Raw genomic sequence first — 15497 nt, 5'->3', positions numbered from 1 at the left:
ATGGCTGCTAAATTGAAAAAAGGCGATAAAATCGTCGTGCTTGCCGGTAAAGACAAAGGTAAAGAGGGCGCTATCGCGTCTATCGATCCTAAGTCCGGCAAAGCTGTTGTTGAAGGTGTCAATGTTGCGATCCGCCACGTGCGCGCTTCGCAAACTGACCAAGGCGGTCGCGTTCCTAAAGCGATGCCAATTCAACTTTCTAACCTCGCACTGCTCGACTCCAAAGGTAAGGCAACTCGCGTTGGCTTCCGTGAGGAAGACGGCAAGAAAGTGCGTTTCGCGAAGACAACAGGGGAGACCGTATAATGCTTGATACTGCAAACTACACCCCCCGTTTGAAGACTGTTTACAAAGACGTCATTCGTGCAGCTCTTAAAGAAGAGTTCGCTTACAAAAACGAAATGATGATCCCTAAGCTCGACAAAATCGTCTTGAACATGGGTATCGGCGAAACAACACGCGACACCAAAAAGATCAAATCCGCTGAGGCTGACCTCACTGCGATTGCTGGTCAAAAGGTTCTCATCACAAAAGCTAAGAAATCCATCGCTGGTTTCCGCGTTCGTGAAGATATGCCGCTTGGTGTTAAAGTGACTCTTCGTGGCGAAAAGATGTACGAATTTCTGGATCGTTTGATCACCGTTGCAATGCCTCGTATCCGCGACTTCCGCGGCATCTCTGGCAAAAGCTTTGACGGTCGTGGCAACTACGCCATGGGTCTGAAAGAACACATCGTCTTTCCTGAGATTGAGTACGACAAAGTCGACGAAATCTGGGGTATGGATATCGTAATCGCCACCACCGCAAAAACCGACGCGGAAGCAAAGGCGCTGTTGAAAGCTTTCAACATGCCCTTTAACAGCTGATCGCGGAAGGAAAGGTTAGACATGGCTAAAAAAGCAATGATCGAACGCGAGAAAAAGCGCGCACTTTTGGTGGAGAAATTCGCCGGTAAACGTGCTGCTCTTAAAGAGATCGCAAACGATGAAAGCAAGACAATGGAAGAGCGTTTCACTGCTCGCCTGAAGCTTGCTAAACTTCCTCGCAATTCGTCCGCGACACGGCTTCACAACCGTTGCCAGCTGACGGGTCGTCCTCATGCTTACTACCGTAAGTTCAAAATCAGCCGCATCGCGCTGCGGGAACTTGGCTCGAATGGCCAAATCCCCGGCATGGTTAAGTCCAGCTGGTAAGGGAGAGACGATATGAATGATCCTATCGGTGATATGCTCACCCGTATTCGCAACGCACAAATGCGCGGCAAATCAACAGTAGAGACTCCTGCGTCTAAGCTTCGTGCTTGGGTTCTCGACGTTCTTCTTTCTGAAGGTTATATCCGTGGCTATGAAGCGACAACAGGCAAAGATGGCCATCCGGCTCTCGACATTAGCTTGAAGTATCTTGATGGCACTCCAGTTATCCGTGACCTAAAGCGTGTTTCGACACCTGGCCGTCGCGTTTATATGGGCGTTAAAGACATCCCAGTCGTCCGTCAGGGCTTGGGAATTTCCGTGGTCTCCACACCTCAGGGTGTGATGTCGGACGCATCTGCACGCAATGCCAATGTTGGCGGCGAAGTGCTCTGCACCGTATTCTAGGAGGATCGGATGTCAAGAATTGGTAAAAAATCTGTTAAGTTGCCCGCAGGAGTTAGTGCCGCGGTCTCCGGACAAACAGTCGAAGTAAAAGGCCCTAAAGGGACTTTGAATTTCACAGCAACGGATGATATTTCAATCGTTGTTGCGAATGATGAAGTTTCTGTTGTGCCGCGCTCTAAGTCTAAGCGCGCGCGTCAACAATGGGGTATGTCCCGCACTTGTATCCAAAATTTGGTGACCGGTGTTACGGAAGGCTTCAAGAAAGAACTGGAAATCAACGGTGTTGGTTATCGTGCTACAGTTCAGGGGACTACTCTGAAACTGAGCCTTGGTTTTTCCCACGAAGTTAACTTCGAGGTGCCTGCTGGCGTAACCGTCACATCACCAAAAAACACGATCATCTTTGTTGAAGGTATCGACTCTCAACTTGTTGGCCAAGTCGCGGCGAATATTCGCGAATGGCGTAAACCCGAGCCCTATAAAGGCAAAGGCATCAAGTACAAAGACGAGTACATCTTCCGCAAAGCCGGTAAAAAGAAATAAGGACCCAGGAAATGGCAAACAGCAAAAGAACTCTGTTTCTGAAGCGCCGCCTGCGCGTTCGGAACAAACTTCGGAAAATGGCAAATGGGCGTGCGCGCCTTTCTGTTCATCGTTCCAACAAAAACATCAGCGTACAGTTGATCGACGATTTGAACGGCGTAACGATCGCTTCGGCTTCTTCCCTCGAGAAGGATCTGGGCGTTTTGAACACCAACAACATCGCCGCAGCAACGAAAGTAGGCGCAGCTATTGCTGAGCGTGCTAAAAAAGCTGGTGTTGAAGCATGCTACTTTGATCGTGGCGGCTTCCTCTTTCACGGTAAGATCAAGGCTTTGGCCGAGGCTGCTCGTGAAGGTGGTTTGAAGTTCTAAAAAAGTGTGGGTGGCTCTTAGGCCACCCCGATGATCCAGGGGGCTGTTCATTCTGAGCGGCCCCACTCGGATTGACAGATTATGGCGCAGAGCGCCTGAAGAAAGGAATGCCACATGGCAGAACGTGATAACAACCGTCGCGGCCCTCGTCGCGACCGCGAAGAGACACCAGAATTTGCGGATCGTCTCGTAGCGATCAACCGCGTTTCCAAAACCGTGAAAGGTGGTAAACGCTTCGGCTTTGCCGCGCTCGTGGTTGTTGGAGATCAAAAAGGCCGCGTGGGTTTTGGCAAAGGGAAAGCAAAAGAAGTTCCCGAAGCTATCCGCAAGGCAACTGAACAAGCTAAGCGTCAACTTGTGCGCGTTCCATTGCGTGAAGGCCGTACGTTGCACCACGACATCGAGGGCCGTCATGGCGCTGGTAAAGTTGTGATGCGGACAGCTCCACAGGGTACTGGTATTATTGCCGGTGGTCCGATGCGCGCTGTGTTCGAGATGCTTGGTGTACAGGACGTTGTTGCGAAATCTATCGGTTCGCAAAACCCTTACAACATGATCCGTGCAACGATTGATGGTCTCACAAAAGAGAGCAGCCCTCGTATGGTCGCACAACGTCGTGGCAAAAAAGTCGCTGACATTCTTCAACGTGGTGGTGCTGCTCCGGCTGCTGAGGCTCCGGCCGAAGTAGAAGCTGCAGACGCAGACGCATAGGAAAAATATCATGGCTAAAACTATCGTTGTAAAACAGATCGGTTCTCCGATCCGTCGTCCCGCCAAACAGCGTCAAACGCTGATCGGCTTGGGCCTCAACAAGATGCACAAAACCCGTGAGTTGGAAGACACACCTGCCGTACGCGGCATGGTTGCGAAACTTCCCCACATGGTGGTGATCATCGAAGAAAAAGGCTAAGCCCTTCTTCTAAATCCATTAAAAGGCGCTCTCGGGAAACTGAGGGCGCCTTTTTTCGTTTTAGCTTCCTCGGCGGGTCTCAAGGGAGGCCGCAATCGATGCGAATCCGCCAATTTTCTGAGCCGGACGTGTTGCGCTCGGTTGCGAATAGGAAAATACTCAAGACCACCGATGTCGTTGCCACCAACCAAAAGGAGCTTTTCGGACATGCATTCAGGATCGTGTCTTTGTGGGGCTGTGCGTTTCACACTCCCGTCCATTCTACCAGCTCCGGAGGCGTGTCACTGTTCGATGTGTCGCAAAACCACCGGGCATTTCTTTGTTTCGGTCGAGGTCCAGAAAGTGGACGTACAGATGACCGGCGTTGATCCAGTCACTTGGTACACGTCTTCTGAGAAAGTTCGTCGTGGATTTTGTGGCAAATGCGGCTCCACCTTGTTTTTTGAGCCGATTTTTCACACATGGACCGCAGTTGCTGCGGGTTGCCTTGATGAACCGATTGCTGCGCCGATTTCACGTCATATTTTTGTGGCGGATAAAGGTGCCTATTACGAAATTTTGGACGATGCCCCGCAGAAACTTCAGTAAGGTGATGAATCGTGAAGGTGTGTCAGTAAGTTTTCCAAGAGTCCTTGAACCCGCGCGCGCATCTGTGTAGACACGCGCGGTATCCCCCTGTGGGAACAGAATCATTTGTAACGCCGTGTTTGTCTCTTTGGTCGCTCTTGGGACAGTTCCGGCAAGAAGGAGTAGCGACATGAGATTGAATGAACTGCACGACAACCCAGGTGCAACAAAGAACCGCAAACGCGTTGGTCGCGGTGCTGGTTCCGGTACTGGTAAAACTGGTGGCCGTGGTATCAAGGGTCAAAAATCCCGTTCGGGTGTTGCGATCAAGGGTTTTGAAGGCGGTCAAATGCCTTTGTACCAACGTCTACCTAAGCGTGGCTTCACCAAGCCAAACCGCAAAGAATTCTCTGTATTGAACCTTGGTATGATCCAGAAATTCATCGACGCCAAGAAACTCGACGCAAAAGCAGCGATCACCGAAGACGCACTTATTGCGTGTGGTTTGGTGCGTCGCAAGCTCGATGGTATCCGCGTTTTGGCCAAAGGTGAGATCACATCCAAAGTTACGATCGAAGTAACGGGTGCGTCAGCTGGAGCTGTTGAAGCTGTTGAAAAAGCCGGTGGTAAACTGACTGTTACAGCAACACCTAAGGCCGCAGCTGAATAAGCGCTTGTGAGCGGTCGCTTGGCCGCTTACATACAAATTAGTTTTCCAGCGCCGCCGACCGGAGAATGGTCTGGCGGCGCTTTTCGTGACAGGGAGAGGCCGAATGGCATCCGCAGCAGAACAAATGGCAGCCAACATGAGCTGGGGGGCTTTTGGTAAAGCCACCGAGCTTCGCCAACGTATTGTTTTCACCATCGGTCTTTTGATCGTCTACCGTTTGGGGACCTATATCCCTGTCCCGGGTATTGACGGCGCTGAACTGCGCAACTTCATGGAGGGTGCGGCCGCTGGTATCGGTGGTATTCTTTCGATGTTTACCGGTGGTGCCCTGAGCCGCATGGGCATTCTTGCGCTCGGCATCATGCCCTACATCTCGGCTTCGATCATTATCCAGCTTCTAAGCTCCATGTGGGCCCCGCTTGAGCAACTGAAGAAGGAGGGCGACGCGGGTCGTCGGAAGATCAATCAATACACACGCTACGGCACGGTGTTCTTGGCGACGTTCCAAGCCTATGGCCTTGCGGTGAGTCTTGAGGCAGGTAGCCTTGTGACCGATCCGGGCTGGTTCTTCCGTATTTCGACCGTTGTGACCCTTGTTGGCGGCACAATGTTCCTGATGTGGTTGGGTGAGCAAATTACAGCACGCGGGATTGGTAACGGTATTTCGTTGATCATCTTCGTGGGTATTATTGCCGAGCTTCCAGCCGCTCTGACACAATTCCTCGTACAATCCTCCGAATCTGGCGCGAATCCCCTGATCGTTGTCGGTGTCTTTATTATGGTTGTCGCGGTGGTCGGGTTCGTGGTCTTCATGGAGCGGGCTCTCCGCAAGATCCATATTCAGTACCCACGCCGTCAAGTTGGCATGAAGATGTACGAAGGCGGCGCAAGCCATCTTCCGATCAAAGTGAACCCCGCTGGCGTTATTCCTGCGATTTTTGCCAGCTCGCTTCTCTTGCTGCCAACAACGCTTGCCACCTTCTCCGGCGACTCCACTAGCGGCGTTCTGTCCATTATTCTCGCGTATTTCGGGCCGGGCAAACCGCTCTATCTGGCGTTCTTTACAGTTATGATCGTGTTCTTTGCGTTCTTTTACACCCATAACGTGGCGTTCAAGACCGATGAAGTCGCGGATAATCTGAAAAACCAAGGCGGCTTTATCCCAGCAATTCGTCCGGGCAAGAAAACCGCCGAGTATTTGGACAAAGTTGTGAACCGCATCTTGGTCATCGGTTCGGCCTACCTTGCGGCAGTTTGTCTCCTTCCTGAAATTTTACGTTACCAATTCTCGATTCCCTTCTACTTTGGCGGCACTTCGGTTCTGATTGTCGTATCCGTGACAATGGACACAATTCAACAAGTTCAGTCACACATGCTGGCACACCAGTATGAAGGCCTGATCGAAAAGTCGCAGCTACGTGGCAAGAAGCGCGGCGGTAAAAAAGGGACAGCGAGAAAATGAACATAATCCTTTTGGGGCCACCGGGCGCCGGAAAAGGAACACAAGCACGACTTCTGGTTGAAGAGCGTGACATGGTCCAACTTTCCACAGGCGATATGCTGCGCGCGGCGAAAACTTCTGGCACAGAGATGGGCAAGAAAGTCGCAAAAGTTATGGATGCGGGCGAATTGGTTACCGATGACATTGTGATTGGATTGATCGAAGAGCAGCTCAAAGGCACCGACCGCCAAGGGGGATTCATCTTTGATGGCTTTCCCCGCACGTTGGCGCAGGCCGACGCGCTTGGTCAGCTTCTTGGCCGCGTAGGGCAAAAGCTGGACGCCGTTATTGAAATGCGCGTCCAGGACGATATCCTGATCAAACGCATCTCTGGCCGCTATACATGTGGCAACTGCGGCGAAGGGTATCACGACGAGCTAAAAGCCCCCAAAGTCGAGGGTGTTTGTGATGTCTGTGGCAGCACAGATATGGTGCGCCGCGCCGACGACAATGAGGATTCCCTCAAGACACGTTTGATGGCCTATTACCGTGATACCTCCCCTTTGATTGGCTATTATTATGCCAAGGGCGATTTGGCTCCGGTAAATGGCTTGGGTGAAATCGACGAAGTTGCCAAAGCAATTCGTGTGATCTTGGATTAGGCATATCGCGGGTTGACCTTGTGGTAAAAAGGGCTTAATTCCAGCCATCTCGTAAGAGAATCGGCTTTTGTCCATTGATACGCAATCTACGGACAAGTATATGGCCGAGAACAGAAATTCAGCGTAGCCCGCAGGAGATAATCCTACGGGCTTATGTTGTGAAAAAAGGTTCTGGAAATACGGAACCGCAACAAAAAGGAATACATAACGTGGCACGTATCGCCGGCGTAAATATCCCGACCCATAAACGGGTCCCGATCGCCCTGACTTATATTACCGGTATCGGTACAACTTCCGCACAAGCTATTTGTGAAGCCGTAGGCATCGACGCAGCGCGTCGTGTTAACGAACTTTCCGATGGTGAAGTGCTTTCCATTCGTGAGTACATCGACGCGAACTACGCTGTCGAAGGTGACTTGCGTCGTGAAACACAAATGAACATCAAACGTTTGATGGATCTCGGTTGCTACCGTGGCTTGCGTCATCGTCGTAATCTTCCTGTTCGTGGTCAACGTACACACACGAACGCTCGCACTCGCAAAGGTCCTGCACGGGCTATTGCTGGTAAGAAGAAATAGGGGGGATTTGATCAATGGCACGTGAAAAAGTTCGCGCAAAGAAAAAAGAGCGCAAGAATATTGCCTCTGGTGTTGCGCATGTGAACAGCTCGTTCAACAACACAAAAATTCTGATTTCCGATGTTCAAGGCAATGCGATCGCATGGTCCTCTGCTGGAACAATGGGCTTTAAAGGCTCGCGGAAATCTACACCTTACGCAGCTCAAATGGCTGCTGAGGATGCAGGTAAAAAAGCACAAGAGCACGGCGTGAAAACGCTTGAAGTCGAAGTGCAAGGCCCCGGTGGCGGTCGCGAAAGCGCATTGCGCGCTCTGGCCGCAGTTGGGTTTAACATCACATCTATTCGTGACGTTACACCAATGGCTCACAACGGCTGTCGCCCTCCAAAGCGTCGTCGCGTGTAGTACTAAATGATCTCGGGTCTGTAATTCGTACGCCAGACCCGAGATTGTTATTTTTTACCTCGGGTGTTTCCGGCTTAGGGACATGGGCCAGAAACAAGAATGGAGGCGACAGCATGATCCATAAAAATTGGCAAGAACTGATTAAACCAACACAGTTGGAAGTGAAGCCAGGCAACGAGCCTGCGCGTCAAGCAACTGTTGTTGCAGAGCCGCTTGAGCGCGGTTTTGGTTTGACATTGGGCAATGCTCTACGTCGCGTGCTTATGAGCTCGCTACAGGGTGCTGCAATTACCAGCGTTCAAATCGACAATGTTTTGCATGAGTTTTCCTCGATTTCTGGTGTTCGCGAAGACGTAACCGATGTGGTTCTGAACCTCAAAGGCGTCGCGATCCGTATGGAAGTAGACGGTCCAAAGCGTGTTTCCATCTCGGCCAAAGGCCCGATGGTTGTAACCGCTGGCGACATCTCCGAGAGCGCGGGTATCGAGGTTCTGAATAAGGATCACGTTATCTGTCACCTCGACGAAGGCGCAGACTTGTTCATGGAATTGACTGTTGAAACTGGCAAAGGCTATGTTTCCGCTGATAAGAACCGTCCAGAAGACGCGCCAATCGGTCTTATTCCGATCGATTCGATCTTTTCCCCTGTGAAGCGCGTGTCTTACGACGTGCAGCCCACACGTGAAGGTCAGGTTCTCGACTATGACAAGCTCACGTTGACGCTTGAAACAGACGGTTCCATCCCCCCAGAAGACGCCGTGGCTTATGCTGCGCGTATTCTTCAGGACCAGCTTGCGACTTTCGTCAACTTCGACGAACCAGAGTCTGCAAACCGTCAAGAAGAAGACGATGGCCTCGAATTCAATCCGCTTCTTCTCAAGAAAGTGGACGAATTGGAGCTTTCCGTACGTTCCGCAAATTGCCTCAAGAACGACAACATCGTTTACATTGGCGATTTGATCCAAAAAACCGAAGCAGAAATGCTCCGCACACCAAACTTCGGCCGCAAGTCTTTGAACGAGATCAAAGAAGTGTTGTCGGGCATGGGTCTGCACCTCGGTATGGACGTCGAAGATTGGCCACCGGACAATATTGAAGATCTTGCGAAGAAATTCGAAGATCAATTCTAAGAAATCTGGGGTGGGCTTAACGGTCCGCCCCAACCTCATAAATGCCCGGAATGCCGGGGAATGTCAGGGCAATTGCCCCAAGGAGAGTAGCTGACACGCATCGGCTGCCGGACAAAGTAAAACAACGCTATAGGAGATACACCATGCGTCACGCTAGAGGCTACCGCCGCTTAAACCGTACTCACGAGCACCGTAAGGCGCTCTTTGCCAACATGGCAGGCTCACTCATCGAGCACGAGCAAATCAAAACAACACTGCCTAAAGCAAAAGAGCTTAAGCGCATCATCGACAAACTTATCACTCTTGGTAAACGTGGCGATCTTCACGCCCGCCGCCAAGCAGGTGCTCGCCTTAAGCAAGACGCTTATGTTGCGAAATTGTTTGAAGTTCTCGGCCCACGCTACAAAGACCGCCAAGGTGGTTATGTGCGCGTTCTTAAGGCTGGTTTCCGTTACGGTGACATGGCGCCAATGGCGATCATCGAATTGGTTGACCGCGACGTGAATGCAAAAGGCGCAGGCGACAAAGCACGCGTTTTGGCCGAAGACGCCGCAGCAGAATAATTTTAAGGTCTTAATTGGCCTAAAGAAAAAGCCCCGCCTAATATGGCGGGGCTTTTTTCGTTAGAACCCACAATTGCTTGGGTAGGTATTAACTGTGCGACTTTTGGGTCGCGATTCGGTTCTGAATTGAACTCTCAATTCTCTCTAACAAACTGGTTAAGCTATTCTCACCAGAGGCTGAATTCCCCAAAAAATCCAGCAAATCGCTACGTGCGCTCTCTGAAAGGGAGTTCAACTTCATCTTTAAATCTATGTCCATTGTTTCCATGGTACCATCACTCACTACTATTTCTGTACCGTACACTTTAAGGTTGACTAAGATTCTGACAACTAGTCTAAAAAGACATGTCTAATAAGATAGGTCTCGACCTCGAACTTCATAAGCTCACGTTGCTCGCGCCTGCGGGTTACTTTTTGGGGCTCCATATTCGCTTCGCCGCGCCTCTTATGTCTTTTCAGACGTATGATCACCGCTGGACGGATTATTATACCGAGCAAGGGTTCGCACTGCGCGACCCGACAATTGCTTGGGGCTTCAGCTCGGATGGCGCATGTCGCTGGACTGCCTTTGGGATTCCCGACACATTTAACATTCTAGGACTGGCCAAGGAATATGGACTCAATTTTGGGGTTACCGTGTCCTGTGGTCCAATTTCCTCTCGCACAATCGCAAGCTTTGCACGTAGCGATCGCGAGTTTACCGATAGCGAAATGGAAGACCTTTCGCGCGTAGTTCGCCGGCTTCATGACTTAACGGAGCCGCCGGAGAGCCTAACTAAGGCTCAAGTTGAAGCCCTGCGGTGTATCGCAGACGGCGATCGGCATGCGGCGGCAGCTGCAAAATTGAATATCTCAGAAAGCGCCCTTAAAGCACGCTTAATAGCGGCCCGTCAGAAACTGCTCGCTCGGACGACCGCTGAGGCCATTCAACGCGCGAAGGATTATAGGCTGCTTTAACCGGATTTGATCGTTGTTTGAACGTGGGGCTTTGTTTTTTTAAACAAGCTGGGGGATCTACCATGCAAACAACTACTCTTTCGTTCGAAAATATGCACAATCATGGCGAACTGTTCGCGAACCTTTTTCGTGCCAGAAAGCAATCATTCATCGTGCAAAAAAACTGGGACCTGCCCGAAGCTCTCGGAATGGAATATGATCAATATGATACTCCGGCTAGTCGTTGGATTGCCATCCACGAATATGGCGAAGTCTACGCAGGCATTCGCCTGACACCCACAGTCGCGCGCTGTGGGATTTATAGTTACATGATCCGTGATGCACAACGTGGGTTGCTCGGGACCATTCCTCAAGACCTGCTATTTGAGGAAGCCCCCGTTGATGAGAACATTTGGGAAAGCACACGCGTGTTCGTTTCCCATACCACGCCACAACGCATTCGTCGGCGCGTGCACGCATACATGGTTATGGCGATGCTAAAATCTGCCCGCGAGTTGGGTGCGACTAAGATTGTCGCTTTGACCGCAGCGAATTGGCCACGTTGGTTTGGCCGCTGTGGTTTGGATGCCGAAGCTGCTGGGCGTCCGATGTTTATTGGTGATGGTGACTATCAATGTGTTTCCATCAATCTGAGTTCTAAGTTGCACTAAACGACAACGAAACGAAAAAGGGCCTCCCCCTCCTGAGGGGCCCTTTATCGCACCAAAACGATGCTTCCCCCTGTGCCATACAGGGCATAGTGTCGGCACATGACTGATTTGTTTGATTCCAGTACCTCCGAGGCCAAAGTTCAGAACGCGCCGCGCCCTTTGGCGGATCGTCTGCGCCCCAAAACTTTGTCGGAAGTGATCGGGCAGCAACAAGTTTTGGGTCCTGAAGCCCCCTTGGGGACGATGCTTGCGTCCAACAGTTTGGGGTCGCTCATCTTTTGGGGACCACCTGGCGTTGGTAAAACCACAATTGCGCGCCTTTTGGCGGATGAAACAGATCTCACCTTTGTGCAGATAAGCGCGATTTTTACCGGCATGCCCGACCTTCGCAAAGTTTTTGAAGCCGCTAAAATCCGTCGCCAAAACGGGCAGGGGACTCTGCTATTTGTCGACGAGATTCATAGATTCAATAAAGCCCAGCAAGACGGCTTCCTCCCCCATATGGAGGACGGCACGATCCTTTTGGTGGGGGCCACCACAGAAAACCCCAGCTTTGAGCTTAATGCGGCGGTGTTAAGTCGCTCACAGGTTATGGTGCTCACGCGGCTTACCCTCGCAGACCTTGATCTGTTGCTTGCGCGGGCTGAAGGCGAAATAGACCGCGACCTTCCCCTCACCCAAGACGCCCGAGATGCGCTTTTGGAAATGGCGGACGGCGATGGCCGCACTTTGCTCAACCTTGTTGAGCAGGTCTCGGCGTGGAAGGTCAAGGAGCCATTGGACGCAAAAGGCCTTGGCCAACGCTTGATGAAACGCGCGGCGGTTTATGACAAATCCGGCGATTCCCATTACAATCTGATTTCCGCGCTCCATAAATCCGTGCGCGGTTCAGACCCAGACGCAGCCCTTTATTGGCTCGCCCGCATGCTCAAAGGCGGCGAAGACCCCCGTTACTTGGCGCGCCGCATTACGCGCATGGCAATTGAGGATATCGGCCTCGCGGACCCAGATGCGCAAACTCATTGTTTGAACGCATGGCAAGTTTACGAGCGTTTGGGCAGTCCGGAAGGCGAATTGGCCTTGGCGCAAGCGGTGACCTATTTGGCCCTCGCCCCCAAATCAAACGCGGCCTATGCGGGGTACAAAATGGCCATGGTTGCGGCGCAAAAAACCGGCTCCGAGCCGCCCCCAAAGCATATTCTCAATGCACCAACCGCCCTGATGGAAGATCAAGGATATGGGGCGGGATATGCCTATGATCACGACGCCGAAGATGGATTTTCGGGCCAGAATTATTTCCCTGAAACCATGGAGCGCCCCGAGTTTTATCTACCGGTTGAGCGCGGATTCGAGCGCGAACTTAAAAAACGTCAAGATTACTTTGCTAAACTGAGATCTAAGCGCGCTAGCGGTTGACATTCCGGGCGCTAGAGGGAAAACACGGCCGATGTTTTTGACCCTATTATATGTGGCGCTCGGAGGTGCTTTAGGCGCCGTGATGCGCTTTTTGACTCAGGCTTACGCGGTGCGACTTTTGGGTATGAGTTTCCCATGGGGGACCTTAAGTGTGAATGTCGTTGGGTCGTTTGTAATGGGGCTGCTTTTTGTGCTACTTGCAGGGCGTGACTCCTCGGTTATGGCGCCGTTCTTAATGATCGGTGTCTTGGGCGGGTTCACAACGTTTTCGGCGTTTTCACTCGATACGTTACGGCTCTTTGAAGCTGGGCAACTCGGCTCGGCGGCACTCTATGTCGCTCTATCAATGGTTATGTCCCTCTCGGCGGTTGCGCTCGGGGTATGGTGTGCAAAAGGGGGCTTCGCATGAGCGGTGTTCAACATATTACGATTACGCCTGACGACAATGATCAACGCCTTGATCGTTGGTTTCGCCGCCAGTTTCCACAAGTTAGCCAAGCACGGATCGAAAAGCTCTGCCGCAAAGGCGATATCCGCGTCGACAAGGGGCGTGTTAAACCCGCGTCTCGTTTGACCACAGGGCAAATCGTCCGCGTGCCACCGCTGCCAACCGCCAGCCAGATCACAGCCAAAGCGAAACCTGCGGCTCCGATGTCGGACGAAGATGCGGATATGATCCGCGCCACGGTCCTGTATCGCGACGATTATATGATTGTAATTAACAAGCCTCCGGGATTGCCAACGCAAGGCGGCACCAATCATCACCGTCACGTCGATGGTATGGCGGATGCGCTTCGTTTTGGGTTGGAAGAGAAGCCGCGCCTTGTGCACCGTCTTGATAAAGACACGTCCGGTGTCTTGGTTCTTGCCCGCACACGTGCGTCAGCAGCAGCAATTACCCGCACCTTCCGTGACCGCGAATCGCGTAAAATTTACTGGGCAGCCGTCGCAGGCCAGCCAAAACCCCGTTTGGGGACCATTCGCTTTGGCCTTGTGAAAGCAGGTGCCGACTTTGAAAAAATGCATTGTATTCACCCGCGCGAAGTCGATTCCACGGAGGGCGCTAAGCGCGCGACAACCGATTATGCGGTGCTTTCGGCTCTTGGGGGCCGCGTATCATGGGTGGCGCTTGTTCCAATCACAGGCCGCACGCACCAATTGCGCGCACACATGGCCGAGCTTGGGCATCCGATTATCGGCGATGGTAAATATGGCGGATCAGGTCAGGAAAACCTTGGCGACGGTTGGGGCGCACAATTGGGCGGGGAGATCTCGAAAAAACTTCACCTGCACGCGCGCAGCCTGACCATGACACATCCTTCCACAGGGGCCCGTATGACGTTTACGGCGCCGATGCCCAAACACATGGTCCATACGTGGGATACCCTTGCGTGGGACGTGCGCGATGTGCCGCTTGACCCCTTCGACGAGGAACAATGAGTACCGAGCTAAAGCTCATAATCTTTGATGTCGATGGAACGCTTGTCGACAGTCAGGACCATATTCTCGCGGCGATGACAGCCGCTTGCGCCTCGGTGGAGGTCGCACCTCCAAGTCGGGAGGCGGTTTTGTCGATTGTGGGCCTCTCCCTCCCTGAGGCTGTTTTGCGCCTAATGCCTGACTGCGCGTTAAGCCAACGTGAGAAAATGGTGGATGCCTATAAAGGGGCCTTCAACGCGCAACGCGAAGAACTGGGCGCACAATCCGGGTCACCCTTTTACGACGGGGCGCTCGACGTCCTGCGCGCGCTTCAGACGGTGGACCATCATATCCTTGGTATTGCCACGGGCAAAAGTCGCCGTGGTTTGGACAGCCTTCTAAGCGGTCACGGCCTAGAAAAAATGTTCTTCACCCAGCAGGTTGCCGACGACCACCCCTCCAAGCCACACCCTTCCATGATCTTTCAGGCGCTTTCGGAATCCGGTGTTGATGCCGCGAATGCGGTGATGATTGGCGACACGAGTTTTGACATGGCGATGGCAAAATCTGCGGGGGTAGGGCGCATTGGGGTCGATTGGGGCTATCATTCACAAGTTGACCTTACGGAAGCTGGCGCGGAAGTGATCTTGCAGGGATTTGACGAATTGATCCCCTATTTGGACCAAATCTGGAGTGGGAAATGACGAGTTGGGCGACAAAAAAGTTTTGGAAAAACGCCGAAGTGGCCGCCACCGAAGGGGGCTTTGAAGTCCTGTTGGATGGGCGCAAATTGCGCACTCCGTCCAAGGCCGCATTGGTTATCCCAACCCTTGAGATTGCCCAAAAAGTTGCTCGTGAATGGCAGTCGCAGGACACGAAAATTGATCCAGTTACTATGCCGGTTACCCGCATGGCCAACTCTGCGATCGACAAGGTTGCCCATCAATTCGACGCGGTTGCCGATATGCTTGCGTCCTATGGGGAAACCGATTTGTTGTGTTACCGCGCGGCCTTTCCGATTGAACTTGTTGAGAAGCAACATGCGGTTTGGACACCCTTTTTACTTTGGGCTGAAACGACTTTCGACGCGCCGCTCGTCCTTGGCGAAGGCATCATGCATGTCGCCCAACCCGCGGCAAGTATCGAGAAATTGCGGGCGCCAGTGTTTGCTTTGAACACATTTGAACTGGTCGCTTTCCATGATCTTGTGGCGATAAGTGGTTCCCTTGTTCTTGGGCTCGCGGCTCTCCATGCCTTTAAATCCCCCGAAGACATTTGGCAGGCCTCCCGTCTGGACGAAAATTGGCAGGAAAGCCAATGGGGGCAAGACGACGAAGCCACCGAATTGGCCGCGAAAAAGCGGCAAGCATTTTTTGAGGCAATTGAATTCTATCAAGGCCTGCAAGTCGCACCTTGATCTTGTGAATTACGAAAAACGAACGGGAAGCTCCCCACCTTTGCGGGGGGGCCCCAAGGGAACGGACCATTGGCGTACCGTTGCCCCCTTGACGGCTGCAACAGAAATTGTCCATTCTACGCGTAATGCGGACAGCATTGCTGTCTTCATGTCTACTGCCGATGTTACTCCATCGGCCAAACCATCCAAAAAAGGATGGAC

Annotated in this window: 23 protein-coding genes; all 23 read left to right on the top strand. The window is 52.2% G+C overall.

Annotated elements, in window-relative coordinates:
- The 23 genes from rplX (at position 1) to RC74_RS04100 (ending at position 15296) form a co-directional block, all read left to right on the top strand.
- Positions 1-306: a 50S ribosomal protein L24 gene (rplX, locus tag RC74_RS04210; RefSeq protein ID WP_039004072.1), complete on the top strand. Its 306-nt coding sequence runs from the start codon at positions 1-3 to the stop codon at positions 304-306.
- A complete protein-coding gene (gene rplE / locus RC74_RS04205; RefSeq protein ID WP_039004071.1) occupies positions 306-866 on the top strand; it encodes a 50S ribosomal protein L5 in 561 nt (186 codons plus the stop codon). The genes rplX and rplE overlap by 1 nt, the downstream gene beginning before the upstream one ends.
- Before the next feature lie 21 nt (positions 867-887).
- Positions 888-1193 carry a 30S ribosomal protein S14 gene (gene rpsN, locus RC74_RS04200; protein WP_039004070.1) on the top strand — a complete coding sequence of 102 codons (306 nt, stop codon included), beginning with the start codon at positions 888-890 and terminating at the stop codon, positions 1191-1193.
- A gap of 12 nt (positions 1194-1205) precedes the next feature.
- A complete protein-coding gene (gene rpsH / locus RC74_RS04195; protein ID WP_039004069.1) occupies positions 1206-1598 on the top strand; it encodes a 30S ribosomal protein S8 in 393 nt (130 codons plus the stop codon).
- Between the two features lie 9 nt (positions 1599-1607).
- Positions 1608-2141 (top strand): 50S ribosomal protein L6, encoded by a 534-nt coding sequence (gene rplF / locus RC74_RS04190; protein WP_039004068.1) that lies wholly within the window; start codon positions 1608-1610, stop codon positions 2139-2141.
- An 11-nt stretch (positions 2142-2152) separates the two neighbouring features.
- Positions 2153-2512, top strand: a complete 360-nt coding sequence (gene rplR, locus RC74_RS04185; RefSeq protein WP_039004067.1) for a 50S ribosomal protein L18 — start codon at positions 2153-2155, stop codon at positions 2510-2512.
- A 114-nt stretch (positions 2513-2626) separates the two neighbouring features.
- Complete coding sequence (gene rpsE / locus RC74_RS04180; RefSeq protein ID WP_039004066.1) at positions 2627-3223, top strand: 30S ribosomal protein S5; 597 nt, start codon at positions 2627-2629, stop codon at positions 3221-3223.
- A 10-nt stretch (positions 3224-3233) separates the two neighbouring features.
- Positions 3234-3422: a 50S ribosomal protein L30 gene (gene rpmD / locus RC74_RS04175; protein ID WP_039004065.1), complete on the top strand. Its 189-nt coding sequence runs from the start codon at positions 3234-3236 to the stop codon at positions 3420-3422.
- Between the two features lie 171 nt (positions 3423-3593).
- Positions 3594-4010, top strand: coding sequence for a GFA family protein (locus RC74_RS04170; RefSeq protein ID WP_335339578.1), 417 nt, complete (start codon positions 3594-3596; stop codon positions 4008-4010).
- Between the two features lie 169 nt (positions 4011-4179).
- On the top strand, positions 4180-4659 hold the full coding sequence (gene rplO, locus RC74_RS04165; RefSeq protein ID WP_039004063.1) for a 50S ribosomal protein L15: 480 nt from the start codon (positions 4180-4182) through the stop codon (positions 4657-4659).
- A gap of 103 nt (positions 4660-4762) precedes the next feature.
- A complete protein-coding gene (secY, locus tag RC74_RS04160; RefSeq protein ID WP_039004062.1) occupies positions 4763-6121 on the top strand; it encodes a preprotein translocase subunit SecY in 1359 nt (452 codons plus the stop codon).
- A complete protein-coding gene (locus RC74_RS04155; protein WP_039004061.1) occupies positions 6118-6762 on the top strand; it encodes an adenylate kinase in 645 nt (214 codons plus the stop codon). The genes secY and RC74_RS04155 overlap by 4 nt, the downstream gene beginning before the upstream one ends.
- Before the next feature lie 209 nt (positions 6763-6971).
- Entirely contained in the window at positions 6972-7340 is a 369-nt protein-coding gene (rpsM, locus tag RC74_RS04150; protein ID WP_039004083.1) for a 30S ribosomal protein S13, read from the top strand.
- A gap of 14 nt (positions 7341-7354) precedes the next feature.
- Complete coding sequence (gene rpsK, locus RC74_RS04145) at positions 7355-7744, top strand: 30S ribosomal protein S11 (protein ID WP_039004060.1); 390 nt, start codon at positions 7355-7357, stop codon at positions 7742-7744.
- A gap of 113 nt (positions 7745-7857) precedes the next feature.
- Positions 7858-8874 carry a DNA-directed RNA polymerase subunit alpha gene (locus RC74_RS04140; protein WP_039004059.1) on the top strand — a complete coding sequence of 339 codons (1017 nt, stop codon included), beginning with the start codon at positions 7858-7860 and terminating at the stop codon, positions 8872-8874.
- Positions 8875-9017: 143 nt separating this feature from the next.
- On the top strand, positions 9018-9437 hold the full coding sequence (rplQ, locus tag RC74_RS04135; RefSeq protein ID WP_039004058.1) for a 50S ribosomal protein L17: 420 nt from the start codon (positions 9018-9020) through the stop codon (positions 9435-9437).
- A gap of 345 nt (positions 9438-9782) precedes the next feature.
- Positions 9783-10394 carry an autoinducer binding domain-containing protein gene (locus tag RC74_RS04130; RefSeq protein WP_039004057.1) on the top strand — a complete coding sequence of 204 codons (612 nt, stop codon included), beginning with the start codon at positions 9783-9785 and terminating at the stop codon, positions 10392-10394.
- A 62-nt stretch (positions 10395-10456) separates the two neighbouring features.
- On the top strand, positions 10457-11044 hold the full coding sequence (locus RC74_RS04125; RefSeq protein WP_039004056.1) for an acyl-homoserine-lactone synthase: 588 nt from the start codon (positions 10457-10459) through the stop codon (positions 11042-11044).
- 99 nt (positions 11045-11143) lie between these two features.
- Positions 11144-12460: a replication-associated recombination protein A gene (locus RC74_RS04120; protein WP_039004055.1), complete on the top strand. Its 1317-nt coding sequence runs from the start codon at positions 11144-11146 to the stop codon at positions 12458-12460.
- 31 nt (positions 12461-12491) lie between these two features.
- Entirely contained in the window at positions 12492-12869 is a 378-nt protein-coding gene (gene crcB, locus RC74_RS04115) for a fluoride efflux transporter CrcB (RefSeq protein ID WP_039004054.1), read from the top strand.
- Positions 12866-13900 (top strand): RluA family pseudouridine synthase, encoded by a 1035-nt coding sequence (locus RC74_RS04110; RefSeq protein WP_039004053.1) that lies wholly within the window; start codon positions 12866-12868, stop codon positions 13898-13900. The genes crcB and RC74_RS04110 overlap by 4 nt, the downstream gene beginning before the upstream one ends.
- Positions 13897-14583: an HAD-IA family hydrolase gene (locus RC74_RS04105; RefSeq protein WP_039004052.1), complete on the top strand. Its 687-nt coding sequence runs from the start codon at positions 13897-13899 to the stop codon at positions 14581-14583. The genes RC74_RS04110 and RC74_RS04105 overlap by 4 nt, the downstream gene beginning before the upstream one ends.
- Entirely contained in the window at positions 14580-15296 is a 717-nt protein-coding gene (locus RC74_RS04100) for an ATP12 family chaperone protein (RefSeq protein WP_039004051.1), read from the top strand. The genes RC74_RS04105 and RC74_RS04100 overlap by 4 nt, the downstream gene beginning before the upstream one ends.
- The last annotated feature ends 201 nt before the right edge of the window (positions 15297-15497 follow it).

Source organism: Falsihalocynthiibacter arcticus (assembly GCF_000812665.2).
In the GTDB taxonomy this organism is placed as follows: Bacteria; Pseudomonadota; Alphaproteobacteria; order Rhodobacterales; family Rhodobacteraceae; genus Falsihalocynthiibacter; species Falsihalocynthiibacter arcticus.
This window is presented reverse-complemented; position numbering and strand designations above follow the sequence as displayed.